Annotated in this window: 31 protein-coding genes; 25 read left to right on the top strand and 6 right to left on the bottom strand. The window is 63.5% G+C overall.

Annotation, left to right across the window (positions count from 1 at the left end; all coding sequences use genetic code 11):
• The first annotated feature begins 103 nt into the window (after positions 1 to 103).
• From rpmF to KDG50_10875, 12 genes are all read left to right on the top strand, one after another.
• A complete protein-coding gene (rpmF, locus tag KDG50_10930) occupies positions 104 to 283 on the top strand; it encodes a 50S ribosomal protein L32 (GenBank protein ID MCB1865937.1) in 180 nt (59 codons plus the stop codon).
• A gap of 68 nt (positions 284 to 351) precedes the next feature.
• Entirely contained in the window at positions 352 to 1,374 is a 1,023-nt protein-coding gene (gene plsX / locus KDG50_10925) for a phosphate acyltransferase PlsX (protein ID MCB1865936.1), read from the top strand.
• Positions 1,375 to 1,385: 11 nt separating this feature from the next.
• The gene (locus KDG50_10920) at positions 1,386 to 2,351 is read left to right on the top strand and encodes a ketoacyl-ACP synthase III (protein ID MCB1865935.1); all 966 of its coding nucleotides are present in this window, start codon (positions 1,386 to 1,388) and stop codon (positions 2,349 to 2,351) included.
• A 22-nt stretch (positions 2,352 to 2,373) separates the two neighbouring features.
• Complete coding sequence (gene fabD, locus KDG50_10915; protein ID MCB1865934.1) at positions 2,374 to 3,330, top strand: ACP S-malonyltransferase; 957 nt, start codon at positions 2,374 to 2,376, stop codon at positions 3,328 to 3,330.
• Positions 3,323 to 4,063 carry a 3-oxoacyl-ACP reductase FabG gene (gene fabG / locus KDG50_10910; protein MCB1865933.1) on the top strand — a complete coding sequence of 247 codons (741 nt, stop codon included), beginning with the start codon at positions 3,323 to 3,325 and terminating at the stop codon, positions 4,061 to 4,063. The genes fabD and fabG overlap by 8 nt, the downstream gene beginning before the upstream one ends.
• Before the next feature lie 241 nt (positions 4,064 to 4,304).
• On the top strand, positions 4,305 to 4,541 hold the full coding sequence (acpP, locus tag KDG50_10905) for an acyl carrier protein (protein ID MCB1865932.1): 237 nt from the start codon (positions 4,305 to 4,307) through the stop codon (positions 4,539 to 4,541).
• A 72-nt stretch (positions 4,542 to 4,613) separates the two neighbouring features.
• The gene (gene fabF / locus KDG50_10900; protein MCB1865931.1) at positions 4,614 to 5,861 is read left to right on the top strand and encodes a beta-ketoacyl-ACP synthase II; all 1,248 of its coding nucleotides are present in this window, start codon (positions 4,614 to 4,616) and stop codon (positions 5,859 to 5,861) included.
• A 5-nt stretch (positions 5,862 to 5,866) separates the two neighbouring features.
• Positions 5,867 to 6,364 (top strand): SEC-C domain-containing protein, encoded by a 498-nt coding sequence (locus tag KDG50_10895; GenBank protein MCB1865930.1) that lies wholly within the window; start codon positions 5,867 to 5,869, stop codon positions 6,362 to 6,364.
• Positions 6,365 to 6,368: 4 nt separating this feature from the next.
• Positions 6,369 to 6,965, top strand: a complete 597-nt coding sequence (locus KDG50_10890; GenBank protein MCB1865929.1) for a lytic transglycosylase domain-containing protein — start codon at positions 6,369 to 6,371, stop codon at positions 6,963 to 6,965.
• An 18-nt stretch (positions 6,966 to 6,983) separates the two neighbouring features.
• Positions 6,984 to 7,832, top strand: coding sequence for an alpha/beta hydrolase (locus KDG50_10885; protein ID MCB1865928.1), 849 nt, complete (start codon positions 6,984 to 6,986; stop codon positions 7,830 to 7,832).
• Positions 7,822 to 8,532, top strand: a complete 711-nt coding sequence (locus tag KDG50_10880; GenBank protein ID MCB1865927.1) for a VWA domain-containing protein — start codon at positions 7,822 to 7,824, stop codon at positions 8,530 to 8,532. The genes KDG50_10885 and KDG50_10880 overlap by 11 nt, the downstream gene beginning before the upstream one ends.
• Positions 8,533 to 8,538: 6 nt before the next feature.
• Entirely contained in the window at positions 8,539 to 9,285 is a 747-nt protein-coding gene (locus KDG50_10875) for a molecular chaperone DnaJ (GenBank protein ID MCB1865926.1), read from the top strand.
• Positions 9,286 to 9,317: 32 nt separating this feature from the next.
• On the opposite strand, the gene KDG50_10870 is transcribed toward KDG50_10875, so the two are convergent.
• A complete protein-coding gene (locus KDG50_10870; GenBank protein MCB1865925.1) occupies positions 9,318 to 9,650 on the bottom strand; it encodes a hypothetical protein in 333 nt (110 codons plus the stop codon).
• A gap of 108 nt (positions 9,651 to 9,758) precedes the next feature.
• Between KDG50_10870 and KDG50_10865 the strand changes: the two genes are divergently transcribed.
• From KDG50_10865 to lysS, 3 genes are all read left to right on the top strand, one after another.
• The gene (locus KDG50_10865) at positions 9,759 to 10,250 is read left to right on the top strand and encodes a DM13 domain-containing protein (GenBank protein ID MCB1865924.1); all 492 of its coding nucleotides are present in this window, start codon (positions 9,759 to 9,761) and stop codon (positions 10,248 to 10,250) included.
• Between the two features lie 98 nt (positions 10,251 to 10,348).
• Positions 10,349 to 11,447 (top strand): peptide chain release factor 2 gene (prfB, locus tag KDG50_10860; GenBank protein MCB1865923.1). Its coding sequence is split into 2 segments (ribosomal slippage): positions 10,349 to 10,423 and positions 10,425 to 11,447, totalling 1,098 coding nucleotides; the frame shifts between segments, so codons are not numbered across the junction.
• Between the two features lie 21 nt (positions 11,448 to 11,468).
• Positions 11,469 to 12,968, top strand: coding sequence for a lysine--tRNA ligase (lysS, locus tag KDG50_10855; GenBank protein MCB1865922.1), 1,500 nt, complete (start codon positions 11,469 to 11,471; stop codon positions 12,966 to 12,968).
• A gap of 13 nt (positions 12,969 to 12,981) precedes the next feature.
• Here the strand turns inward: lysS and KDG50_10850 are convergent, their stop codons facing one another.
• From KDG50_10850 to KDG50_10835, 4 genes are all read right to left on the bottom strand, one after another.
• Positions 12,982 to 13,428, bottom strand: a complete 447-nt coding sequence (locus tag KDG50_10850) for a hypothetical protein (protein MCB1865921.1) — start codon at positions 13,426 to 13,428, stop codon at positions 12,982 to 12,984.
• A gap of 189 nt (positions 13,429 to 13,617) precedes the next feature.
• On the bottom strand, positions 13,618 to 13,803 hold the full coding sequence (locus KDG50_10845) for a DUF2892 domain-containing protein (GenBank protein MCB1865920.1): 186 nt from the start codon (positions 13,801 to 13,803) through the stop codon (positions 13,618 to 13,620).
• A gap of 92 nt (positions 13,804 to 13,895) precedes the next feature.
• Positions 13,896 to 14,570 carry a Crp/Fnr family transcriptional regulator gene (locus tag KDG50_10840; GenBank protein MCB1865919.1) on the bottom strand — a complete coding sequence of 225 codons (675 nt, stop codon included), beginning with the start codon at positions 14,568 to 14,570 and terminating at the stop codon, positions 13,896 to 13,898.
• Positions 14,571 to 15,521, bottom strand: coding sequence for a folate-binding protein YgfZ (locus tag KDG50_10835; protein MCB1865918.1), 951 nt, complete (start codon positions 15,519 to 15,521; stop codon positions 14,571 to 14,573).
• A 210-nt stretch (positions 15,522 to 15,731) separates the two neighbouring features.
• On the opposite strand from KDG50_10835, the gene sdhC reads away from it, so the two are divergent.
• From sdhC to KDG50_10785, 10 genes are all read left to right on the top strand, one after another.
• On the top strand, positions 15,732 to 16,121 hold the full coding sequence (sdhC, locus tag KDG50_10830; GenBank protein ID MCB1865917.1) for a succinate dehydrogenase, cytochrome b556 subunit: 390 nt from the start codon (positions 15,732 to 15,734) through the stop codon (positions 16,119 to 16,121).
• Positions 16,118 to 16,450 (top strand): succinate dehydrogenase, hydrophobic membrane anchor protein, encoded by a 333-nt coding sequence (gene sdhD / locus KDG50_10825; protein ID MCB1865916.1) that lies wholly within the window; start codon positions 16,118 to 16,120, stop codon positions 16,448 to 16,450. Before sdhC ends, sdhD begins: the two co-directional genes overlap by 4 nt.
• A gap of 14 nt (positions 16,451 to 16,464) precedes the next feature.
• Entirely contained in the window at positions 16,465 to 18,231 is a 1,767-nt protein-coding gene (gene sdhA / locus KDG50_10820; protein MCB1865915.1) for a succinate dehydrogenase flavoprotein subunit, read from the top strand.
• A gap of 20 nt (positions 18,232 to 18,251) precedes the next feature.
• Positions 18,252 to 18,953 carry a succinate dehydrogenase iron-sulfur subunit gene (locus KDG50_10815; protein MCB1865914.1) on the top strand — a complete coding sequence of 234 codons (702 nt, stop codon included), beginning with the start codon at positions 18,252 to 18,254 and terminating at the stop codon, positions 18,951 to 18,953.
• Positions 18,950 to 19,198 (top strand): succinate dehydrogenase assembly factor 2, encoded by a 249-nt coding sequence (locus KDG50_10810; protein MCB1865913.1) that lies wholly within the window; start codon positions 18,950 to 18,952, stop codon positions 19,196 to 19,198. The genes KDG50_10815 and KDG50_10810 overlap by 4 nt, the downstream gene beginning before the upstream one ends.
• 34 nt (positions 19,199 to 19,232) lie before the next feature.
• The gene (locus KDG50_10805; GenBank protein MCB1865912.1) at positions 19,233 to 19,622 is read left to right on the top strand and encodes a hypothetical protein; all 390 of its coding nucleotides are present in this window, start codon (positions 19,233 to 19,235) and stop codon (positions 19,620 to 19,622) included.
• A gap of 9 nt (positions 19,623 to 19,631) precedes the next feature.
• Entirely contained in the window at positions 19,632 to 19,979 is a 348-nt protein-coding gene (locus KDG50_10800; GenBank protein MCB1865911.1) for an SET domain-containing protein-lysine N-methyltransferase, read from the top strand.
• A 197-nt stretch (positions 19,980 to 20,176) separates the two neighbouring features.
• Positions 20,177 to 20,347: a hypothetical protein gene (locus tag KDG50_10795; GenBank protein ID MCB1865910.1), complete on the top strand. Its 171-nt coding sequence runs from the start codon at positions 20,177 to 20,179 to the stop codon at positions 20,345 to 20,347.
• Between the two features lie 133 nt (positions 20,348 to 20,480).
• Positions 20,481 to 20,654 (top strand): hypothetical protein, encoded by a 174-nt coding sequence (locus tag KDG50_10790; GenBank protein MCB1865909.1) that lies wholly within the window; start codon positions 20,481 to 20,483, stop codon positions 20,652 to 20,654.
• A 310-nt stretch (positions 20,655 to 20,964) separates the two neighbouring features.
• Positions 20,965 to 21,651 (top strand): SOS response-associated peptidase, encoded by a 687-nt coding sequence (locus KDG50_10785; GenBank protein ID MCB1865908.1) that lies wholly within the window; start codon positions 20,965 to 20,967, stop codon positions 21,649 to 21,651.
• On the opposite strand, the gene KDG50_10780 is transcribed toward KDG50_10785, so the two are convergent.
• The gene (locus tag KDG50_10780) at positions 21,587 to 21,949 is read right to left on the bottom strand and encodes a hypothetical protein (GenBank protein MCB1865907.1); all 363 of its coding nucleotides are present in this window, start codon (positions 21,947 to 21,949) and stop codon (positions 21,587 to 21,589) included. The two genes, KDG50_10785 and KDG50_10780, sit on opposite strands and share 65 nt — an antisense overlap.
• Between the last annotated feature and the right edge of the window lie 160 nt (positions 21,950 to 22,109).

Genomic DNA, 22,109 nt, shown 5'->3' with positions numbered 1-22,109 from the left:
ACCGCGGCGCGTCGGCGCAGGGCAGAACCTGCCGGGAGGCCGACCAGGCTCCGTGGCAGGACGAAACCGTATAACGTCTTAATTTTGCAGGAGATACGAGCCGATGGCCGTTCAACAGAATCGCAAGACCCGCTCCAAGCGCGGCATGCGGCGCGCCCATGACTCACTGGGCGCACCGACCGTGTCGATCGACAAGACCAGCGGCGAGACGCATCTGCGTCACCACGTCACGCGTGACGGCTTCTATCGCGGTCGCAAGGCCGTTCCGGGCATCGACGACTGACACGGCCCACCACGCGCGCCGGCGCCAACCAGACCCGGCGCGCCGACAGGCCGCACCAGGACTCGGCGATGCCCGCAGTCATCCGTGTCGCCGTGGACGCCATGGGTGGCGACTGCGGTCCGCCCGCGACCGTTCCGGCCGCGCTGGACGTGCTTGCCAGGCACGCCGATCTGGAACTGCTGCTGGTCGGGCGCGAGGATGTCATCCGCGAACAGCTCGGGCCCGGCGACCGCCCGCGCGTGTCGATCGTGCATGCCAGCGAGGTCGTCAGCATGGACGACCTGCCATCGCATGCACTGCGCAAGAAGAAGGACTCATCAATGCGCGTCGCGATCAATCTGGTCCAGGACGGGCGGGCGGATGCCTGCGTGAGTGCGGGCAACACCGGCGCCCTGATGGCGACCGCGCGCTTCGTGCTCAAGACCCTGCCCGGTATCGACCGACCCGCGATCATGACGGCCCTGCCGACCACGAAGGGCTGTTTCCACATGCTGGACCTCGGCGCCAACGTCGACTCGACGGCCGAGCACCTGTTTCAGTTCGCGGTGATGGGTTCGGAGCTTGTCACCGCCGTACACGGGCTCGCGCGACCGCGAGTCGGCCTGCTGAACATTGGCGAAGAAGAGATCAAGGGCAATGATCAGGTCAAGCATGCCCACGAACTGCTGAGCCGCTCGAATCTCAACTACGTCGGTTTTGTCGAAGGCGATCGCATCTACACGGGTGCGGCGGATGTCGTGGTTTGTGATGGATTCGTCGGCAACGTTGCATTGAAAAGCAGTGAGGGCGTGGCGAAAATGATCGCGCATTTCCTGCGCGAGAGTTTCACCGCGAGCTGGCTGTCGCGGCTGTCCGCTCTGGCTGCGATGCCGAGCCTGAAACGTTTGCGCGACCGCATCGATCCGCGCCACTACAACGGTGCCAGCCTGCTGGGCCTGAAGGGTATCGTCATCAAGAGTCACGGCAGCGCAGACCGCATCGCTTTCGCCAACGCCATCCGGATCGCGATGAAGGAAGTGCGCGAACGCGTCCCCGAGCGCATTGGTGCCGAAGTCGCGGCACAGCTCGCCACGGCAGGAGCAGAGGCTTGAGCGACCAGCAGATCTACTCGCGAATTCTCGGCACCGGTGGTTATCTCCCGGAGCGTGTGCTGACCAATGCCGATCTCGAAAAGATGGTCGAGACCAGCGACGAATGGATCCAGGAACGCACCGGAATTCGTGAACGCCACGTTGCCGCCGACGGCGAGACGACCTGCGACCTGGCCGAACACGCGAGCCGCCGGGCGATCGAGGCGGCCGGAATCAAGCCGGCGGATATCGATCTCATCGTGCTGGCGACCACGACGCCGGACAAGATTTTCCCGAGCACTGCATGTCTGTTACAGGCGCGGCTGGATATCCACGGCTGCCCCGCGTTCGACATCCAGGCGGTGTGCACGGGCTTCGTCTATGCGCTTTCGGTGGCCGACAAGTTCATCCGCGGCGGTGCGGCACGAACGGCACTGGTCATCGGCGCCGAGACCCTGAGCCGCATCGTCGACTGGACCGACCGCGGGACCTGCGTCCTGTTCGGCGATGGCGCCGGAGCGGTGGTTTTGGGTGCGTCGGACACACCCGGCATTCTGTCCACGCACCTGCACGCCGACGGTGCCTATGAACAGCTTCTGCACGTACCCGCGGGCATTTCGCTCGGTTACGAGCGCATGAAGGCCGGCGAGGCCTACGTCGAGATGCGCGGCAACGAGGTGTTCAAGATGGCCGTCAACACTCTCGGACGCATCGTCGACGAGACACTCGAAGCCAATTCGATGACCAAGGCGGATATCGACTGGCTGGTTCCACATCAGGCCAACAAGCGTATTATCGCGGCGACCGCGCGCAAGCTGGACATGGCGCTGGACCGCGTCGTGCTGACCGTCGGTGAGCACGGCAACACCTCGGCGGCCTCGGTCCCGCTGGCACTGGATGTCGCCGTCCGCGACGGCCGCATTCAACGCGGCGAGACCCTGCTGCTGGAGGCGTTCGGCGGCGGATTCACCTGGGGTTCGGCGCTTTGCAAATTCTGAAAACGGGGAGAGCGTTGCGACAATGACGAGCGAATCTCAAGCAAAACTCGCGTTCGTTTTTCCGGGTCAGGGCTCACAATCCGTCGGCATGCTGGACGCCCTGCGCTCCGCGAGCCCGACGGTCGAAAACACCTTTGCGGAGGCCTCCGAAGCGCTCGGTTTCGACCTCGGTGCGCTGGTGCGCAATGGGCCGGCCGAAGACCTCAACCGCACCGAGAATACCCAGCCGGCCATGCTGACCGCCGGCGTGGCGATTTGGCGCGAATGGCGCGAGCGCGGCGGCGCCGTCCCCGGCAGCATGGCCGGGCACAGTCTCGGCGAGTACACGGCGCTGGTGTGTGCCGGCGCACTGGAGTTCGTCACTGCGGTCAAGCTCGTCGCCGAACGCGGTCGGCTCATGCAGCAGGCCGTGCCCGAAGGGCAGGGTGCGATGGCCGCAATCCTGGGCCTGAGCGATGACGGAGTACGCGAGCTTTGCCACAACAGTGCGCAGGGTGAGGTCTGCCAACCGGTGAATTTCAACGCGCCGGGGCAGATCGTGATTGCCGGCACGGCATCCGCGGTGCAGCGTGCGCTGGATTCGGCCCGCGACGCCGGTGCGAAGCGCGCACTGAGGCTACCGGTCAGCGTGCCGTCACACTGTTCGCTGATGGAGTCCGCGGCCGAGCGTCTGGCTGACCGCCTCGCCGCAACCGAGTTCACGAAGCCGAAGATTCGCGTGCTGCACAACGCGGATGTCTCCGCGGCGGGCGACGCGGACGCGATTCGCAAGCGTCTGGCCGAACAGCTGCACAAACCGGTGCGCTGGGTCGAGATCATTCGCCAGATCGCGGCCAGCGGTGTGCGCAACGTTGTCGAGTGTGGTCCGGGCAAGGTCCTGATCGGGCTCAACAAGCGCATCGAACCGGAACTCGCCGCCCACGCGATATTCGATCCCGACTCCGTGAAGGAAACGATCGAGGCGATTGCCAATGCTTGAGAACGAAATCGCGCTGGTGACCGGCGCCAGTCGCGGGATCGGCCGCGCGATTGCGCTGGAACTCGCCGCACAGGGCGCGAAGGTCGTCGGCACGGCGACCACCGACGAGGGCGCGGAACGTATCAGCGCCATGTTCGCGGACGCCGGTGTCGCCGGCAGCGGTGTGCGCCTGAACGTCACGGATCTGGAATCGATCGAAGCGGCCCTGACGGCAACAGCCGAACGTTTCGGCGCGCCGAGTCTGCTGATCAACAACGCCGGCATCACGCGTGACAATCTGCTTGTACGCATGAAGAACGATGATTGGGACGCGATCGTGCAGACGAACCTCACGTCGGTCTTTCATCTCTCACGGCTGTGTTTGAAGTCCATGATGAAGGCACGCCATGGCCGAATCGTGAACATCACCTCGGTCGTCGCGGCGAGCGGCAACGCCGGGCAGACCAACTATGCCGCGGCCAAGGCGGGCCTGATCGGGTTCAGCAAGTCGCTGGCGCGTGAAGTCGGTCCGCGCGGCATCACGGTGAACTGCGTGGCGCCGGGGTTCATCGCCACCGACATGACCGAGGCGCTGGGCGACAAGCAGCGCGATGCCCTGCTGGCCTCGATTCCGTTGGGTCGCCTCGGCCGCCCGGAAGAGGTCGCGGCCTGCGTGGCCTTCCTGTGCGCACCGAACGCCGCCTATGTGACTGGCGAAACCCTGCATGTCAACGGTGGCATGTACATGGGGTAACCCGGAACATACACATCAGAAAGTTTCCGTAACTAACTGTATTTAATTGACAATCGCTGCCTGTCGGCTGCGCGACGCACAGATCCCAGCGTGCGCTTGCCGACCGGTCGGCGCTTTCCAGTACAATCGCGCCCGGCATTTCAGGAACGCCCTGAGCCGAACTGAACCGGATCATGACGTGCGCACCGGTCGCGTCCATCCGCACTATCTTCCCAGCCATTACCGGAGGAACGATTCGAACATGAGCAGCATTGAAGATCGCGTCAAGAAGATCGTTGTCGAACAGCTCAACGTCAAAGAGGAGGAGGTCACTCTGGAGGCATCGTTCGTCGATGACCTCGGCGCCGACTCGCTGGATACGGTGGAGCTGGTCATGGCCCTGGAAGAGGAATTCGAGTGCGAAATCCCCGATGAAGAGGCCGAGAACATCACGACGGTGCAGCAGGCCGTCGACTACATCAAGGCCCAGAAGGGCTGAGGTACTGCCGCTGCGAGTCGGTCGGCCGGCGCGGACCGCGGGTCGACCGTACTCCCACCATCTGCGAGCGCCATGAAATCCTCGCGACGCGTTGTGGTCACCGGCCTCGGGTTGTTGAGCCCGCTGGGCGTGACGGTCGAATCGTCCTGGGCCCGAATCCTCGCCGGTGAATCCGGCATCGGTCCGATCGAACATTTCGATGTCTCCGCATTTCCCGTGCGGATCGCGGGGTCGGTGCGCGCATACGATCCGGAACAGTATTTCGACCGCAAGGAACTGCGGCGCATGGACATCAGCATCCAGTACGGCGTTGCCGCCGGCTACCAGGCCGTGGAGCACGCCGGACTGACCGATGTGCAGGACACCGACAGCCGCATCGGCGTTGCAATCGGTGCCGGCATGGGCGGCATCATGGGCATCGAGCACGGCTATCACACCTATTTGAACGGCGGGCCGCGCAAGATTTCGCCGTTCTTCGTGCCGGCGAACATCGCCAACATGATCTCGGGCAATGTGTCGATCCGCTATGGATTCCGTGGCCCGAACATCGCCATCGTCACCGCCTGCACGACCGGCACGCACAACATCGGCGTCGCCGCACGCATGATTGCCTACGGCGATGCGGATGTGATGATTACCGGCGGCGCGGAGATGGCTGAATCGGCAACCAGCCTGGGCGGTTTCGCACAGGCGAAGGCGCTTTCCACGCGCAACGACGAGCCCACGCGGGCAAGCCGCCCATGGGATCGCGACCGCGACGGTTTCGTGCTCGCCAGTGGCGCCGGCGTGCTGGTGCTTGAAGAACTCGAGCACGCGAAGGCTCGCGGGGCGGAAATTCTCGCCGAGCTGATCGGCTTTGGCATGAGTGCCGATGCCTACCACATGACCTCGCCACCGCCCGATGGCGATGGCGCCGCGCGCTGCATGCGCGCCGCGCTGAACGACGCCGAAATTGACGTCGGCGAGATCGATTACATCAATGCGCATGGCACCTCGACGCCGGCCGGCGACCTCGCCGAGACGCAGGCCGTCAAGGGCGTGTTCGGTCACCGTGCGCACAGCGTGGCAGTCAGCTCCACCAAGTCGATGACCGGCCACATGCTCGGCGCAGCCGGTGGGGCCGAGGCTGTGTTCTCGGTGCTGGCGCTGCGCGACCAGGTTGCCCCGCCGACGATCAATCTCGAAAATCCCGATCCCGAATGCGATCTCGACTACGTACCCAATCACGCGCGTGAAATGAAGATTGATACGGTCGTGTCGAACTCCTTCGGCTTCGGCGGAACGAACGGCACGATCGTTTTGCGGCGTTTTCAGGGTTGACGCACATGAGCGAAACCTGTCCCTGCGGGTCTGGAAAGACGTTTGACGCATGTTGTGGACCGATCCTGGCAGGCGGCCAGGCGGCCACGCCCGAAGCGCTCATGCGCGCGCGCTACACGGCCTATGTGCGGATGCAACTCGCATTCCTGGGTGATTCATTGCACCCGGAACACCGCGACGACTACGACCCGGACGCGACCCGGCGCTGGGCCGAGCAGGCCGAATGGCTTGGCCTGGAGGTGATCGGCTCGCAGCTGCGCGGTGACGATGACGGCATGGTCGAATTCATCGCGCGCTACCGCGAAAAGGGTGTCCCGCGCAAATACCACGAACGTGCCGTATTCAAGCGCAGCGACGGTCGCTGGTACTTTGTTGACGGACGCATGGTTTCGCCGCCGACCGTCACCCGCGAGACGCCCAAGGTCGGGCGCAACGATCCATGTCCGTGCGGCAGCGGCAAGAAATACAAGAAGTGCTGCGGGCAGGCGCAGGCTCAACGTTAGCCAGATGCTGCGTTCATCCGCAGCGAAGCTGATCACCGCGGTCCTGCTGGCCCTTCCCGCGGCGCACGCCAGCGCCGACATCTACCGTTTCGTCGCTCCCGATGGTCACGTATTCCTGACCGACCGACCGCCGCACAAGGGCTACAAGCTCGTTCTGCGCAGCCGTGAGTCGAACCAGCCGGCATCCTCGGTCGCCGACAATCGAAAACGGTTCCGCGATCTGGTCCAGCGTTCGGCACAGGCCGCCAGCCTGAGCCCCGAGCTCGTCGACGCGGTGATCCTCATGGAATCGGCCTACGATCCGCGCGCGACCTCGAAAAAGGGCGCGGTCGGGCTGATGCAGCTCATGCCGGCGACCGCAAGGCGTTTCGGCGTAACCGACCGCCACGATCCGGAGCAGAACGTGAGTGGCGGCACGCGGTATCTGCGCGAACTGCTCGATCGGTTTGACCGCGATCTGCGACTTGCCCTCGCGGCCTACAACGCCGGCGAGAACGCCGTCGAATCGTATGGCAAGCAGATTCCACCCTATCGGGAGACACGCGAGTACGTGCGCAAGGTCCTCGATCAATATCGGCGCAACATCGACGGACCAGGTTGAACCGCTCCGGCACGACCCATGTCCGGAGAGTTGGCAAAGATCCTCGAATATGGTGTCGGCGCGCTCGCGCTCGGCTACCTCGGCATCTGTGTGCTGGTGTGGCTGTTTGAACCGCGCCTGGTCTACTTTCCGACCCGCGCCGCGGAAGGCGTCACGCCGAGCCTGCGCGGACTGTCCTTTGACGACGTCGAGATCGCCACCGCCGATGGCGAAACCCTCGCCGCGTGGTGGGTCCCCGCTGACGATCCCGACGCACCGGTGGTGCTGTTCCTGCACGGCAATACCGGTGCCATCACGGGCCGGCTCGACACGCTCGAAATCCTGCATGGGCTCGGTGTCAGCACGCTGATCGTGGACTATCGAGGCTACGGCCGCAGCAGCGGCGTCCCCAGCGAGGCCGGCACCTACGAAGACGCCGCCGCCAGCTGGCGCCATCTGACCGAAATCCGCGGCATTGCCCCAGGGCGAATTGTGCTGTTCGGTCGCTCGCTCGGGGGCGGCATCGCCGCCTGGCTGGCCACCCGCGTGCCGGCACGCGCGCTGGTCCTCGAATCGACCTTCACCTCGCTGCCGGATGTTGGCGCACGGGTGTACTGGTGGTTGCCGGTGCGCTGGATCAGCCGGATTCAGTACCCTACGCGCGAGCGGCTCGGGGAGGTGAACATGCCTGTGCTCATCATCCACAGCGCGGACGACGAACTCGTGCCGATCGGGCAGGGCCGGGCGCTGTATGACGCGGCACGCGAGCCCAGGCGATTTCTGCCGATCAAGGGGCTGCATGCAAGCGGTTTTTTTGAAAGCGGCTCGACCTATCGCCGCGGCGTCGCGGAGTTTTTCCGGGAGTTCGTATTCGACCATGGCCGATGATCGTTCCAAATCGCTGCGTACGGGCGGGCATGCGGCCGTCGACGCGTTTCTGCGCGAGGTGCGGGCCAAACCCGCCGTGCGCACAGCCGATCCGCGCGGCCGGCTGCTGTTTGCGATGGACGCGACGGCCAGTCGCGAGCCGACCTGGGATCGCGCCGTCGGGTTGCAGGCCGAGATGTTCGAGGCAGCCGCTTCGCTGGGCGGCATCGAGGTGCAGCTGTGCTACTACCGCGGCCATGGTGAGTTTCATACCGGCGTCTGGGAGCGGCGCGCGGACTCGATCATCGCCGGGATGACGCACGTGCGCTGCGCGGCCGGGCTCACGCAGATTGCGCGCGTGCTCAACCATGCGATCGACGAACACAAGCGCCGCCCGTTGCAGGCGCTAGTTTTCGTCGGCGATGTCGTCGAGGAATCACCGGACGCACTCACCCGGCTCGCCGGCCAGCTCGGCGTACGTGGCCTGCCGGCATTCGTGTTTCAGGACGGCCATGAGCCGGGTTCGGCGCACACCCTGCGGCAGATCGCGCACCTGAGCGGCGGTGCGTACTGTCCGTTCGACCACGCCAGCGCCGCGCAGCTCAAGGCCCTGTTACAGGCGGTGGCGGTGTATTGCGCAGGCGGACGCCTGGCGCTCAAACAGTTCAGCGAATCGGCCAGTGCGGACGTGCGCCGCCTCACCCAGCAACTCGATCGCTGAACGCCCATGGGTCGACTCCTGCTGCTGATTGCGTTTGCGCTGGGCGTGATTCTCGCGATCCACTGGTTCATCCGTACGCCGCCCAAGCAGGCGCTGCGCACCTTCAAGCGGGCGGGACTTGTCGCCGCTGGCGTGATCCTCATCGCGTTGGCGGCCACCGGGCGGCTGTCGTGGCTGTTTGCGCTGATCGGCTCGGCACTGGCGTTTCTGCCACGGCTGCTGCCGTTGCTGCGCTACGTGCCGCTGTTCAAGGGCCTATACCACTGGATTCAGTCCAATCGCCGCGCACGGGCGGCGGCGGCCGGGGCCCGACCGGGCATCTCTTCGGTGGCCTCACGCTATCTGCGCATGGAGCTGGATCACACGAGCGGCGAACTCGATGGCGAAGTCATCGACGGCTCACAGTACGGCATGCGTCTCGCCGACCTGGATCGCGCGGCGCTCGAACGCCTCTGGGCGGAGATTGCCGACGACGCGGACTCGCGTGCGCTGCTGCGCAGTTACCTGGAACGACGCTTCTCGGGGTGGTCGCCCAGCGGCGGCGATGGCGAGCGACGCGATACCGGCGGGGACGGGTCGATGTCACCGACCGAGGCGCGAGCGATCCTCGGCGTGGCGGAAGATGCGGATCGGGATGCGATCGTCACCGCGCATCGCCGGCTAATGCAGCGGGTCCACCCCGATCGCGGCGGATCGGATTTTCTCGCCGCCAAGATCAATCAGGCCAAGGACGTGCTGGTCGGCAAACGCTGATTGCATGGATCCATGTCGCGTCCCGGTCACGCTTATACAACGAGCGAAGAGAAAAACGGCGCCCAGGCGATGGCCACCAGCAACAGCAGAACGGCATCGAAACGAATGATCATGCGCTGGCGTGCAAGCTTCTCCGCGCTGGCGCCGGACATCCACACGCGCGACACCAGCATGTCGAGCAGCAGACCAAAGATCAGCAACGGCACCAGGGATGGCGCAATCAGCGTGGACGCCATCGCCCAGCCCTCCGTGGCGATTTCGGCGCCGCGTGGCTGGGCAAGGGCGACGAGAACCAGCGCGAGGATGCCGAGCATCACGCGAAGGATCCCGACGCGGGCGGTAAATCGTTTCAGGAAATCGAACATGCTGGATCCGGGCGAAGTCGAAGCGAGCGGGGCAAGCAGTATCCGGAGGATCCGGCTGGCCGCCAATGATAACCGTCAATGCCGCAACGGCGGCATGAGGAGTGGGTGATGCGATATTTCTGGACGTTTCTGGTCGCACTCGCGCTAGGCGGCGCAGGGGGCTTTGCCGGCGGCATCTTTGCCTATCCGTTTCTGTTCCAGGCCGACATCGTCGCCGAGGAACCCCTGCCGGGCAGTGCGGGGGGACGACCGCTCGCGCAGGGCCGCTTCATCCACGCCGACCCCGGCGATCGTCTGCACTGGGGGCGCGGCCGGATCAGTCTCTACGATGGACTGGTGCGTCTGGAAGACGACTTCGAGGTCGGCCCGGGGCCGGCTTATCACCTCTACCTCGTGCCGGAGGAAACGGTCACCCCGGCTACGGATGTCGCCGCCAGCATGTACGTCGATCTCGGCCGCTTACGCGCGTTCAAGGGCAGCCAGAACTACCGCATCCCGGCAGGCGTGGATCCGCGGCAGTATCCAAACGTCGTCGTGTGGTGCGAGCACTTCGGCGTGCTGATTTCCCCGGCGCGACTGCTGTTCGAAGGCGCGGTGTAGGCGCTTTCCAGGCAAAGTCCGGGTGCCGCTCCGCGCGGCCCGGCAACCATGTAGTAACATGCCCGGCTTTCTTGACACCGGGCAAAGGCACCACGAACGTGGCCGAGATCAACGAACTCAAGGCGCAGATCGCCGACCTCAGAGGGCGCTCCACGTCCCTCAGGGGGTATCTTTGACTTCGACACCAAGAGCGAGCGACTGACCGAGGTCCTGCGCGAACTGGAAGACCCCGCAATCTGGGCGGCCCCCGAGCGTGCTCAGGCACTCGGGCGCGAACGCGCCCAGCTCGAACAGGTCGTCGAAACCCTGGGCAATGTCGGCGCAGCCGTGTCCGATGCGGGCGAACTGCTCGAGATGGCCGCCGCCGAGGGCGACCTGGACACGATCGAATCCGTCGCGGCGGACCTGGACCGCATCGAATCCTCCATTGCCGCGCTGGAGTTCCAGCGCATGTTTGCCGGCGAGATGGACATCGCCAACGCGTTCCTCGACATCCAGGCCGGTTCGGGTGGCACCGAAGCCCAGGACTGGGCCGAGATGCTGCTGCGCATGTACCTGCGCTGGGGTGAACAGCGCGGCTTCGCCACCGAGCTCATCGAGGTCTCACCGGGCGAGGTCGCAGGTATCAAGAGCGCCACGATACGATTCGAAGGCGACTACGCCTACGGCTGGCTGCGCACCGAGACCGGCGTGCATCGCCTCGTGCGCAAGTCGCCGTTCGATTCCGGTAACCGGCGGCATACCTCGTTCGCGGCCGTGTTCGTATCGCCCGAGATCGATGACGATGTGGAGATCGAGATCGACCCTTCGGACCTGCGCATCGACGTCTACCGCGCATCCGGCGCGGGTGGCCAGCATGTCAACCGGACCGAATCGGCCGTGCGCATCACGCACAATCCGAGTGGCATCGTCGTGCAGTGCCAGAGCGACCGCTCCCAGCACAAGAACAAGTCCACGGCGATGAAGCAGCTCAAGGCCAAGCTCTACGAGCTCGAAATGCAGAAGAAGCGCGAACAGGCCCAGGCGCTCGAAGACAGCAAGTCCGACATCGGCTGGGGCAGTCAGATTCGTTCCTACGTGCTGGACCAGTCGCGCATCAAGGACCTGCGCACACGCCACGAAACCGGCAACACGCAGGCCGTGCTCGACGGCGATCTCGACCCGTTCATCGAGGCCAGCCTCAAGGCCGGCCTTTAACCAGCACTTTACATCATTCCCATGTCCGAAAACGAAACTCCAGCAGTCGACGAACACAAGCTGATCGCGCAACGACGCGAGAAGCTTGCCGAACTGCGTGCGGCCGGCAACGCGTTTCCGAATGATTTCCGCCGCGATTCGATGGCCGCACTGGTGCACTCGGCCCACGGCGAGAAGAGCGGCGACCAACTGGAAGCCGAGGCCATCCGCGTCAGCGTGGCCGGGCGGCTGATGAGCCGCCGCGTCATGGGCAAGGCCAGTTTCGGCCATCTGCTGGACATGTCAGGCCGCATCCAGCTGTTTGTTCAACGCGATACGCTCGGTGCGGATGCCTACCAGGCCTTCAAGGGCTGGGACATCGGTGACATCGTCGGCGCGGCCGGCGTGCTGTTCAAGACCAAGACGGGGGAGCTGTCGATCCGGGTCGACGAACTTCGCCTGTTGACCAAGAGCCTGCGCCCGCTGCCCGACAAGTTTCACGGTCTCGCGGATCAGGAGTTGCGCTACCGTCAGCGCTACGTCGACCTGATCATGACCGACGAGACCCGGGCGACCTTCCGCCTGCGCAGCGCGGTCATTCAGTACATCCGCGACTACCTGAACACGCGTGGATTCCAGGAAGTCGAAACCCCGATGATGCAGGTCATCCCGGGCGGCGCGACGGCACGGCCGTTCATCACGCGCCACAACGCGCTCGACATGCAGATGTATCTGCGCATTGCGCCGGAACTGTATCTAAAGCGGCTCGTGGTCGGCGGCATCGAGCGCGTCTATGAAATCAACCGGAATTTCCGCAACGAGGGCCTGTCCACGCGGCACAATCCCGAGTTCACGATGCTCGAGTTCTACGAGGCCTACGCGAACTACCACGACCTCATGGATCTGACCGAAGACCTGCTGCGCAACATGGCCCGTGATCTGCTGGGCGGCAGCCAGGTGCGCTACCAGGGCGAGACGTTTGATTTCGGCAAACCGTTCAACCGGCTCAGCGTCTTCGACTCGATCCTGCAATTCAACGCGGACATCGACTCCGGCGATCTGGCCGATCCGGACCGCGCGCGTGCGGTTGCTGAACGGCTCGGGATCGAGATCAAGGACAGCTACGGACTCGGCAAGATCCAGATCGAGATCTTCGAAAAGACAGTCGAGCACCGCCTGACGGATCCGACGTTCATCACCGCATATCCGACCGAAGTGTCGCCGCTCGCGCGGCGCAGCGACGCCGATCCGTTCGTCACGGACCGTTTTGAGTTTTTTGTAGGCGGCCGCGAGATCGCGAACGGATTTTCCGAGTTGAACGACCCGGAGGATCAAGCCGAACGGTTTCGCGCCCAGGTCGCCGAGAAGGACGCCGGCGACGCCGAGGCCATGCACTACGACGCGGACTACATCCGCGCCCTGGAATATGGTCTTCCACCGACGGCGGGTGAGGGCATCGGCATCGATCGGCTGGTCATGCTGTTTGCCGATGCGCCGTCGATCCGCGACGTGCTGCTGTTTCCCCACATGCGGCCGGAATAGCCGGCAGCAAGCACTACAGGGCGGGACGATCTAGTAGCAGGCGGCTGCGCCGTTCAAGATAGTCAGCGCGGTGGTCGAAGCCCTTGACGCGCAGTTCGACAAGTTCCAGTTCGCGCTCGTAGAGCCGGTTCAGAATCGCGACCCGCTCATCGGGGTCCGGCCAGCGATCCTGCGCGAATATTTCGATCAGGTCGAACAGCATTTCGTGGGAACGGGCAGGAACCGAGCCTTGATCCGCGCTACGCAAGGTCAGCTGCTCGAGAACCCTGGCCTTTTGGGTCAGATCCCGTGCACGGGCGCGATGAGCGGCCAGGGCGCGCACTGCCGACGCATCGTTCGCATGCCGATCTGGGCTGCGTACTGCAACGGCACTGGCGGAGGACGCGATCACGCCGGCGACCAGCACCAACGCAGCGACCGGGCCGGCGGCCAGAACGCCGATGGAAAGTTGATTCCGCATCGTACGCGCCTCCTTCTGAAACGAAACCGTAACAGTTTCGTCGTTAAGGAGTAATACAAGCGCAAACGGCGCCGCGTTTCAAGTGTGACCGCACTGTCCGACGCGGCCGAAACGCTCATCCCGGGCGGAACGATCAGGTCGTTCCTGCCTGAAAGCCCGTCCATGGGCTTTGCACCAGGTGGATGCGGCTCAGGCGCTCTTGCGCGAGCTGATCCCGAACGGCGCGTAGAGTGGACACCAGCCGATCAGGGCGGTCACCAAGGGGATCGCGCCCACCGCGCCCCACCAGTTCTTCGCGTAGATGCCCCAGCCGATGATGGCCAGGCCAACCACGATGCGCAGCACCCGATCTATACCGCCAACATTTGCACTCATGTCGATTTCCTCTGTTGGGTTTGGAAGCTCACCTAGTCATGATAGGCGCCGAAATCGGTGCTGTCTGTAACATTGTCACCGACGTTCCCGGTTCAGCCGCCAGCCTCGCTGACCAGAAGATCCCGGTCAATCACGGAAACAATGCCGCGTCCCAGCACCAGCGCACCGCGCAGTTCCAGGTCACGGAGAATGCGGGTGACTACCTCGCGCGCCGTACCCAGTTCATCGGCGATCGCCTGATGTGTAATCGCGAGGCTGTCCTGGTCGGCGCAGCGAGCAAGCAGAAGCTCGCCAATCCGCCGGTCAACGCGCTTGAACGCGACTTCCTCCACCACTGCGATAATCGCACCAACTCGCTGGGCAATCAGCCGGAATACGTAGTTGCGCCAGCTGACCGAATGCGACAGCCACTCGCGGACGTCGGTGGCCGGGACTACCGCAGCCACCAGCGGCGTCTCGGCGACCGCGATCGCTGGAAATCGCGACAGACTCAGAATGCATGACGCGGTTAGGATGCAAGATTCGCCCGGATAGATCCGGTACAGGGACAGTTCCCGACCGGTCTCGCCAAGCTTGTAGACCCGCGCGACGCCTTCAAGCACAAGCGCAAGCGTGCTGCAGATATCCCCCTCGTTGCAGATAGTGGCGCCGGCTGGAAGGGTTACAAGGCTCGCGCGGGAGGCAAGTTGATCGCGCAGATCCTCATCCTCGTCAAGCACACCGGAGAAGGCCCGCGTCAATTGCCGCAGACCAGGTGCATCCAGCATCTACTCGGCTCGCGGCGCGGGCAGGGGATAGGGCAGCGGCAACACGCGAAGTGGGCTCGTGCCCGCCGCGAACAGCGGTGCGCCCGTATCGGCGGATTCCGTCGCAATCACCGCCAGCAGGTCTGCTCCGGACCCGTCGCCGGTCGGCTGAGCGTCAACAATCCTGCCAACGGTGGCTTGAGCCTCGTCGGCAATCAGTGCGCCGGGCTCGGGCAACGACTCAAACGCATCGGCATGCAGCCGATACATCCGCCGCTTGATCTTGCCGAGGTATTGAGTGCGCGCGACGATTTCCTGCCCCGGGTAACAGCCCTTGGAAAAACTGACTGCATCGATCGCATCCAGATTGAGCATCTGCGGGATGAATTCGCCGCTGGTCGCCTTGAACAGATTCGGCTGGCCCGCCGCAATGTCGAACCAGCGCCAGCGCTCCGCGGGCACCTGCTTCGCATTGATGGGCAGCAGGGATTGAAGCCGCTGGATCTCTTCGGTCGGCCCGTACACCGCAAAGCGGCCGGGCATGCGTGCGTCTGCGAGGACCACTGTGCCGCCGGTATCGAACGGCACCCCGGCAACTTGCCCGGCAGGCGGGGGTAAAAGCCCTCGCGCGTTCAACCAGCCTGCGGCCGCAGGTCCCGCGACACCGAAACCTGCGATGGACTCATAGCCGAGTGCACAACGTACGTCGGCACGGAGCACGAACTGTCGCAGGCGCGTCAGCGTGGGCTCGGCAAGCTCGCGTCCAAGCTCAACAATCCATGCATCGGCGAGCGCACCAATACGCAGCAGTGCCAATACGCGGCCCTGGGCCGTACAGTAACCGGTCAGGCGGGTCTGGCCAGTTTGCAGTGACTGGACGTCATTGGTGAGCTGGGCATGCAGGAAACGCGCACGATCCGCGCCGCGCACGACGGCTACCGCGAGGTGGGTGATGGGACCGCTTACCAGCATCGGATCACAGCGTTATTCTTGGGCCGTTCGATGCGACAGACGCGCCGCGGACCCGGACTTGCACAATCCGTGCGCGGTGCCCTTGAAACCCCCTTGCGCGCGTGACCCGGTTCGAGATATAAAACATAAGTAGTTGTTTTAACAGATTATTTATCAAATGTTGATTATTGCAATGCGCAATACTATGCTGCGGGCGCACGGCGTATTTCAATGAATGATGCCACCCTCGCACGCAAGCGGCCGGTTTTCATTAACCTGCTGAAAATCCGCCAGCCGGTTGCGGCCGTGATGTCGATCGGCCACCGCGCGAGCGGGTTCTTGCTGTTTCTTGTCCTGCCGATTTCCGCCTGGCTGCTCGACCGAGCCCTGCATAGTCGGGCAGGTTTCGAGTACGTACGTGCCGTGTTTCACTCATGGCCCGGGCGAATTGCCCTGTTCATCGTGCTGTGGAGCCTGCTGCATCATCTGTTCGCCGGCATCCGCTACCTGCTGCTGGATGTACACGTCGGAATCGAGCGCATTGCGGCGCGGCGCTCGGCATGGGCCGTCATGATCCTCGGCTTGCTCTGTTCCGCGGGAATCATGGCGGTGCTCTGGTGAGCCGTCAGGCGAGTGGGCTGCGCGCCTGGGTGTGGCAACGCGCCACAGCCATCTACATCGCACTGTTTCTCATCTATGTCGTCGTGCACTTTGCGTTGGCGGCCCCTGTTCAGTACCAGAGTCTGCGCGAGTGGCTCGCACGCCCGGTGGTATCGGTGGCGACGTTGCTGTTCGTCGGTTCCGTGCTGATCCATGCGTGGGTCGGCATGCGCGACATTGCGATCGATTACATCAAACCGTTGCCGATCCGCCTGGCGCTGCTTGGTGGGGTCATCCTGGTGCTGGCTGGCAGCGGACTCTGGATTCTGCGCAGCATCGCAGCCCTGTAGCGACCGAAACTTCAGTGAATATACAACGCAGACATTTTGACGCCCTGATCATCGGCGCGGGCGGGGCAGGGCTCAGGGCCGCGCTGCATCTGTCGCAGGGCAATGCCCGGGTGGCCGTCGTTTCCAAGGTGTTTCCGACGCGGTCGCACACCGTTGCCGCGCAGGGCGGAATCAACGCCGCACTCGCGAACGTGCTGCCGGACAGCTGGCACTGGCACATGTACGACACCGTCAAGGGCAGTGACTACCTTGGCGACCAGGATGCCATCGAGTTCATGTGCCATGAGGCACCGCAGCTGGTTTACGAACTCGAACACTTCGGTGTGCCGTTCTCGCGCCTGGACAACGGTCGAATCTATCAGCGTGCGTTCGGCGGACAAAGCCAGAATTTTGGCGGCGCCCAGGCGATGCGCACCTGCGCGGCGGCGGACCGCACCGGGCACGCGGTGCTGCACACGCTCTATCAGCAGAATATTCGTGCGAAGACGCATTTCTTCGATGAATTCTTCGCTGTCGATCTGCTACGCGACGAGGAAGGTGTGATCGTCGGCGCGGTTACGATCGAGATCGAAACGGGTGACGTCTATCTGATCGAGGCGAAAACCACACTGCTCGCCACCGGTGGCGCCTGTCAGATGTATCGCACCAATACCAACGCATTGATCAATACCGGAGACGGGATGGCCATGGCGCTGCGCGCCGGTATCCCGTTGCAGGACATGGAGTTCGTCCAGTTTCACCCCACGGGCATCGCCGGCAAGGGCATGCTGATTACCGAGGGCGCGCGCGGCGAGGGCGGCTATCTCGTCAACAAGGATGGCGAGCGCTTTATGGAACGCTACGCACCGAACGCACGGGATCTCGCGAGCCGCGACGTGGTCAGTCGCGCGATCGCCACCGAGGTGCGCGAGGGGCGCGGCTGTGGCAAGCGCGGCGATCATGTGCTGCTGAAGGTCGATCATCTGGGCGAGGAAATCGTCGCAAAGCGTCTGCCGGGCATTCGCGCGACCTGCCAGACCTTTCTGCATATCGATCCGGCCTTCAAGCCGATCCCGGTGTTCCCGACCGCGCACTACACGATGGGCGGCATTCCGACCAATCGCCTCGGCGAGGTGGTAGCGCCGGTCGGCACCGGACCGGAAGAAGTGGTCCCGGGCCTGTACGCAGCAGGGGAGTGCGCCTGCGTGTCGGTTCACGGCGCAAACCGGCTCGGCGGCAATTCCGTTCTCGACATTCTCGTGTTCGGCAAGTCCGCCGGGGACGCAATGCTGGCGTATCTGGCCGAGCATCCCTTCCAGCGACCGATTCCGGATTCGGCACTGGCTCGAATCACCGGTCGCCTCGAACGCTGGGAGCGCAACAACCCGGATGGCGAGGACGTTTCCACCCTGTATCACGACCTTCAGGGTGCGATGCAGGATCACATCGGCGTGTTCCGCAATGAGGAGGTCATGGCGGAAGGCGTGGAAAAGGTGCGGCAGATTCGCGCGCGAGTCGCCAATGCGCGCCTGCGCGATCACAGCCGCGTCTTCAACACCGCGCGTATCGAGGCCCTTGAACTCGAGAATCTGATCGACATCGCCCTCGCAACGGCGTCGGCCGCGCTGTCACGCAAGGAAAGCCGCGGCGCACATTCACGCATCGATTATCCCGAACGTGACGACCAGAACTGGATGCGGCACAGCCTTTATTCGCTCGATGCCGACTCGGTCGATTACAAACCGGTTCGAACCAAACCGCTGACGGTGGAAACCTTCCCGCCAAAACCACGCGTGTACTGACGTCCCCTGGAGCAAAGCCCGTGGAATTTCAGATCTATCGCTTCGACCCGGACGTGGATTCCGCGCCCTACATGCAGCGGCACGTGCTGGACGATGCCGATATCGAGCCCGGCATGATGCTGCTGGAGGCCTTGCTGAAACTCAAGGAAAAGGACGAGACGCTGAGTTTCCGGCGCTCGTGCGGGGAGGGCATCTGTGGGTCCGATGGCATGAACATCAACGGTCGCAACGGACTTGCGTGCATTACGCCACTGACCGACCTGAAACAGCCCATCGAGTTGCGCCCTTTTCCCGGCGTGCCTGTCATCCGCGATCTGATCGTCGACATGGCGCCGTTCTACAAACAGTACCGCGCCGTCAAACCCTGGCTGGTACGCAACGACCCCGATCCCGAACACGAGATTCGCCAGTCGCCCGCGCAACGCGACGAACTCGACGGGCTCTACGAATGCATCCTGTGCGGCTGCTGTTCGATGTCCTGTCCGTCATTCTGGTGGAATCCCGAGAGCTTTCTTGGGCCGGCGGCGCTGCTGCAGGCCTGGCGCTTTCTGGCGGATTCCCGCGATCAGGCGACCGACGAACGCCTCGATGCGCTGGACGGGCCTTACAAACTCTTCCGCTGTCACACCATCATGAACTGCGTGGACGTATGCCCCAAGGGACTGAACCCGACGCGCGCGATCGGCAACATCAAGAACCTGATGCTGCGCAAGGCGATTTGAACGATGTCGCCCACGATCTGCGGCGCCTGCAATGGCAGTGTCGCCGTGGCATGCGCGAGCTCGATCTGCTGCTGAACGCCTTTCTGGCTCGAGGTCTGCATTCGCTTGCTGAATCGGACCGGCAGCATTTCGAAACCCTGCTTGGGCTCAACGACCACGTGCTCGCCGGCTGGCTGCTGGGCGAGCAGATTCCCGCCGACCAAGACATGGCGCGTCTGGTCCGTGCAATCCGAAACAGCGTTTGAACTGAAGCTTCTCCCGTCGCAGCAGGCCGGGTTCGTGCTGGCGACGCTGTATTCCCTTGCGCTCGCCGCACTGGCGTTCGGCTTGCCGCAGACAAGCGTTGCGGCACGCGCCATCGCCGCCATCCTGCTGGCATTGCTGTTGTGGCGCGACCTGTCGTTGCACGCCCGACGCACGCATCCGGGCGCCATCGTCCGCATGCGGCTGCTCGACGACCGGACATGGGTGCTCACTCTCGCCAACGGCCGCGAACATTCGGCACGTCTGCTGGATGCTTCCGTTGTCACCGCCGTTGTGATCGTGCTTCAATTTCGCGTCGCAAACAAACGCCGCCGGACCATCATTCTCACCGGGGACAGCGCAGACCCTGACCAGATTCGCCTTCTGCGTGCGCGACTTTCACATTCCGCCGCCACCGATACCTGACGCTGATTCATGAAGACCCGAAAATCCGCACCGAAGAAGGCTGTGAAACCACCCAACACCTACGTCGCACGCAGCGGCATTCATGGCCGCGGCCTGTTTGCCGGGGAAAAGATTCCGCGTGACACCGTCATCGGCACCTGCGAGGTCCAGCCCGCGCGGCGAAACGGGGCCTACGTGCTGTGGATCGAGGATGAGGACGGAAACGAAGCAGGGTACCGCGTACTGAATGCGATGCGATTCATCAACCATTCGAAACGACCCAACGCCGTCTACCTCGACGACTTTACCGTGGTCGCACTGCGGGCAATAAAGCCCGGCGACGAAATCACGCACGACTACGGCGAGGCCTGGACCTGACCGCGCCATTCCGGAACCGAAAACCCGAACTCCTTTGCCGCAGCGAGAAGCCGCTGCGGCTCGCCGACTCCGCCGTCTAGCAATCAGCCCGATCTGCCGCATCGGTCCCTTGTGACAAACACGAAAAATTGACCCACGCCAAGGCCCTCGCTCCCGAGCGATGCTAGGGTCTGGCAGAGCCCGGAGTTGCCGACCACATGCAGTCACGAGAACTCATCAAGAGCAACGGTGGTTACCGAATCGAGCGCATCACGGACCCAAGCGACGGCTTTGAGTCTTTCGAGGTTGTTGACGATTGGGGAAATTGCGTCGACAAGCTAGAAACCATCGAAGAGGCCGAGGCCGTCCTCGAGGCTTTTGCCGGCTAGGTATCGGCGTTGCGGCGCATACCGCAATCCCTGCCATCCCATCCGTGGATTGGGATTCACGCGATCCGCCTCTCCGCGATTATGAAGCCGGGATCACCAGTGGGCAGGTGTTGCCCGCAAAGGCGGACGAAATATGATCACCCGGGAAATCGTGCGGACCCGCGGTGCCTATACGATCGAACGCGTCGTCGACACTGGCGACGGATATGAGTATTTCGACGTGATCGACGACTGGGGGAACCCAGTTGAAAAGGTGCCAACCCTGTCCGAAGCAGAAGCAGTGATGAACTTCTTCGCTGAGGACTAGGTGCAAAGGAATTGATCCAATAATTGGCATGCGATGTGTGGCGTAAGCAATTGTATTAAAAGTTTTAGTATCGCCTGATTGAGCGGTGCGCGGGCTAGAGATTTCGATCCCTCCGCGAACGGTCTGCCCCCGTTTCAAGATTGCGCATAATGTTTATTATGTAAAGTATAATCTAGAACCTCGTCGAATCGACGTTGGTGGTGGTTGGTCGTACGCGCAAACTACGAAAGTTTCGCGAAAACCCCTGGATCGGGAGTCCAGTGCACCGTGTCCCGGCGCTCGATTGGCCCAGGCCTCACAATGGCGCTCCATGTGCGGGCGCTACACCAATCACACTCCAAGCTACCGGTTTTCCAGAATCCTCGGGATCGAGGGATCAGGCGTTCCTGATCTGCCGCCTCGCTACAACATCTCCCCGGGCAGCCACGTGCTGGCGGCGCGTGAAGATTCGGACGCCGGTCCGCAACTGGTCATGCTGCGTTGGGGGCTCGTGCCGTTCTGGGCCAAAGAGCCCTCCATCGGCAATCGACTGATCAACGCCAGAGCCGAAACCGTGGCCTCCAAGCCAGCGTTCCGGGCTGCTTTTCGCCACAGGCGCGCCTTGGTGTGTGCCGACGGGTTCTATGAATGGGCCGTCGTTGCGGGCGGCAAGCACCCCCATCACTTCCGGATGCGCGATGGCGAGCCGTTCTTTTTCGCCGCGCTTTGGGAGCGCTGGGACCGTGAAGGCCCCGTCGTGGAATCCTGCACCCTGATCACGACCACGGCCAATGAATGTGTCTCTGCGGTGCATGACCGGATGCCGGTGATCCTGGCGCAAAAGGATTACGCGAAGTGGCTGGATCCCGAGTTCAGGAAACCCGACGAGCTGCAGGCGATGCTTGCACCCTATCCGGCTGAGGCCATGGAAGGCTTTCCGGTCAGCCGTGCCGTCAATCGGCCGGCCAATGACCAAGCGCAGCTGCTGGAGCCTGTGCAGCAAGACGCAGATCGCTAGGCCAGACGTCGCCTACAAGCGCCCTCTCCTTGAGGTCGGTGACCGTATCGACCGATCCCAGGGCGTCGTGGTGCATGAACGCGGTCTCGGCGGCAATCAGCCCGACCGCGCCCTCGGTCTTCGTGTGCACGGCGATCGCGTTGCCGCCGACGTAGATGAAATGCCGTGCCTTGGTGACGGGCTGACCCTGGTCGTCGGTCTCGAAGCTGCGCTCGTAGAGCTTGTCCAGGTAGTGGGTCGTCGCGGCCGCCGTTTGCTTGAGGAAGCGGTTTCGGGCCGCGTCGTAGGCAAAGCGCACCCCGGTCGAGCCCCTGGTGAACCGGATCGGCTTGTTGGCGGACGTCTAAAAGGGCTGCCCCCCCACACCAACCCCCTACACCCTATCAATGGCTGAGTTGACTCGTTCGGGGAGTTATTTTTATGCTTAACTGGAGCATCCGTTAGGTTGTATCTGGAAC

The sequence above is a fragment of the Chromatiales bacterium genome (assembly GCA_020445605.1).
GTDB lineage: Bacteria > Pseudomonadota > Gammaproteobacteria > JAGRGH01 > JAGRGH01 > JAGRGH01.
The sequence above is the reverse complement of the archived record's forward strand: the minus strand, read 5'-3'. Positions and strand labels throughout refer to the sequence as shown.

Coding starts and splice junctions, on each gene's coding strand:
- acpP (MCB1865932.1), top strand. CDS start 4,305: ATGAGCAGCATTGAAGATCGCGTCAAGAAGATCGTTGTCGAACAGCTC.
- plsX (MCB1865936.1), top strand. CDS start 352: ATGCCCGCAGTCATCCGTGTCGCCGTGGACGCCATGGGTGGCGACTGC.
- fabG (MCB1865933.1), top strand. CDS start 3,323: ATGCTTGAGAACGAAATCGCGCTGGTGACCGGCGCCAGTCGCGGGATC.
- sdhC (MCB1865917.1), top strand. CDS start 15,732: ATGAATGATGCCACCCTCGCACGCAAGCGGCCGGTTTTCATTAACCTG.
- KDG50_10875 (MCB1865926.1), top strand. CDS start 8,539: ATGGGTCGACTCCTGCTGCTGATTGCGTTTGCGCTGGGCGTGATTCTC.
- KDG50_10790 (MCB1865909.1), top strand. CDS start 20,481: ATGATCACCCGGGAAATCGTGCGGACCCGCGGTGCCTATACGATCGAA.
- rpmF (MCB1865937.1), top strand. CDS start 104: ATGGCCGTTCAACAGAATCGCAAGACCCGCTCCAAGCGCGGCATGCGG.
- fabF (MCB1865931.1), top strand. CDS start 4,614: ATGAAATCCTCGCGACGCGTTGTGGTCACCGGCCTCGGGTTGTTGAGC.
- lysS (MCB1865922.1), top strand. CDS start 11,469: ATGTCCGAAAACGAAACTCCAGCAGTCGACGAACACAAGCTGATCGCG.
- KDG50_10885 (MCB1865928.1), top strand. CDS start 6,984: ATGTCCGGAGAGTTGGCAAAGATCCTCGAATATGGTGTCGGCGCGCTC.
- KDG50_10870 (MCB1865925.1), bottom strand. CDS start 9,650: ATGTTCGATTTCCTGAAACGATTTACCGCCCGCGTCGGGATCCTTCGC.
- KDG50_10880 (MCB1865927.1), top strand. CDS start 7,822: ATGGCCGATGATCGTTCCAAATCGCTGCGTACGGGCGGGCATGCGGCC.
- KDG50_10795 (MCB1865910.1), top strand. CDS start 20,177: ATGCAGTCACGAGAACTCATCAAGAGCAACGGTGGTTACCGAATCGAG.
- KDG50_10785 (MCB1865908.1), top strand. CDS start 20,965: ATGTGCGGGCGCTACACCAATCACACTCCAAGCTACCGGTTTTCCAGA.
- KDG50_10835 (MCB1865918.1), bottom strand. CDS start 15,521: ATGCTGGTAAGCGGTCCCATCACCCACCTCGCGGTAGCCGTCGTGCGC.
- KDG50_10895 (MCB1865930.1), top strand. CDS start 5,867: ATGAGCGAAACCTGTCCCTGCGGGTCTGGAAAGACGTTTGACGCATGT.
- KDG50_10845 (MCB1865920.1), bottom strand. CDS start 13,803: ATGAGTGCAAATGTTGGCGGTATAGATCGGGTGCTGCGCATCGTGGTT.
- KDG50_10890 (MCB1865929.1), top strand. CDS start 6,369: ATGCTGCGTTCATCCGCAGCGAAGCTGATCACCGCGGTCCTGCTGGCC.
- KDG50_10850 (MCB1865921.1), bottom strand. CDS start 13,428: ATGCGGAATCAACTTTCCATCGGCGTTCTGGCCGCCGGCCCGGTCGCT.
- KDG50_10865 (MCB1865924.1), top strand. CDS start 9,759: ATGCGATATTTCTGGACGTTTCTGGTCGCACTCGCGCTAGGCGGCGCA.
- KDG50_10800 (MCB1865911.1), top strand. CDS start 19,632: ATGAAGACCCGAAAATCCGCACCGAAGAAGGCTGTGAAACCACCCAAC.
- fabD (MCB1865934.1), top strand. CDS start 2,374: ATGACGAGCGAATCTCAAGCAAAACTCGCGTTCGTTTTTCCGGGTCAG.
- KDG50_10840 (MCB1865919.1), bottom strand. CDS start 14,570: ATGCTGGATGCACCTGGTCTGCGGCAATTGACGCGGGCCTTCTCCGGT.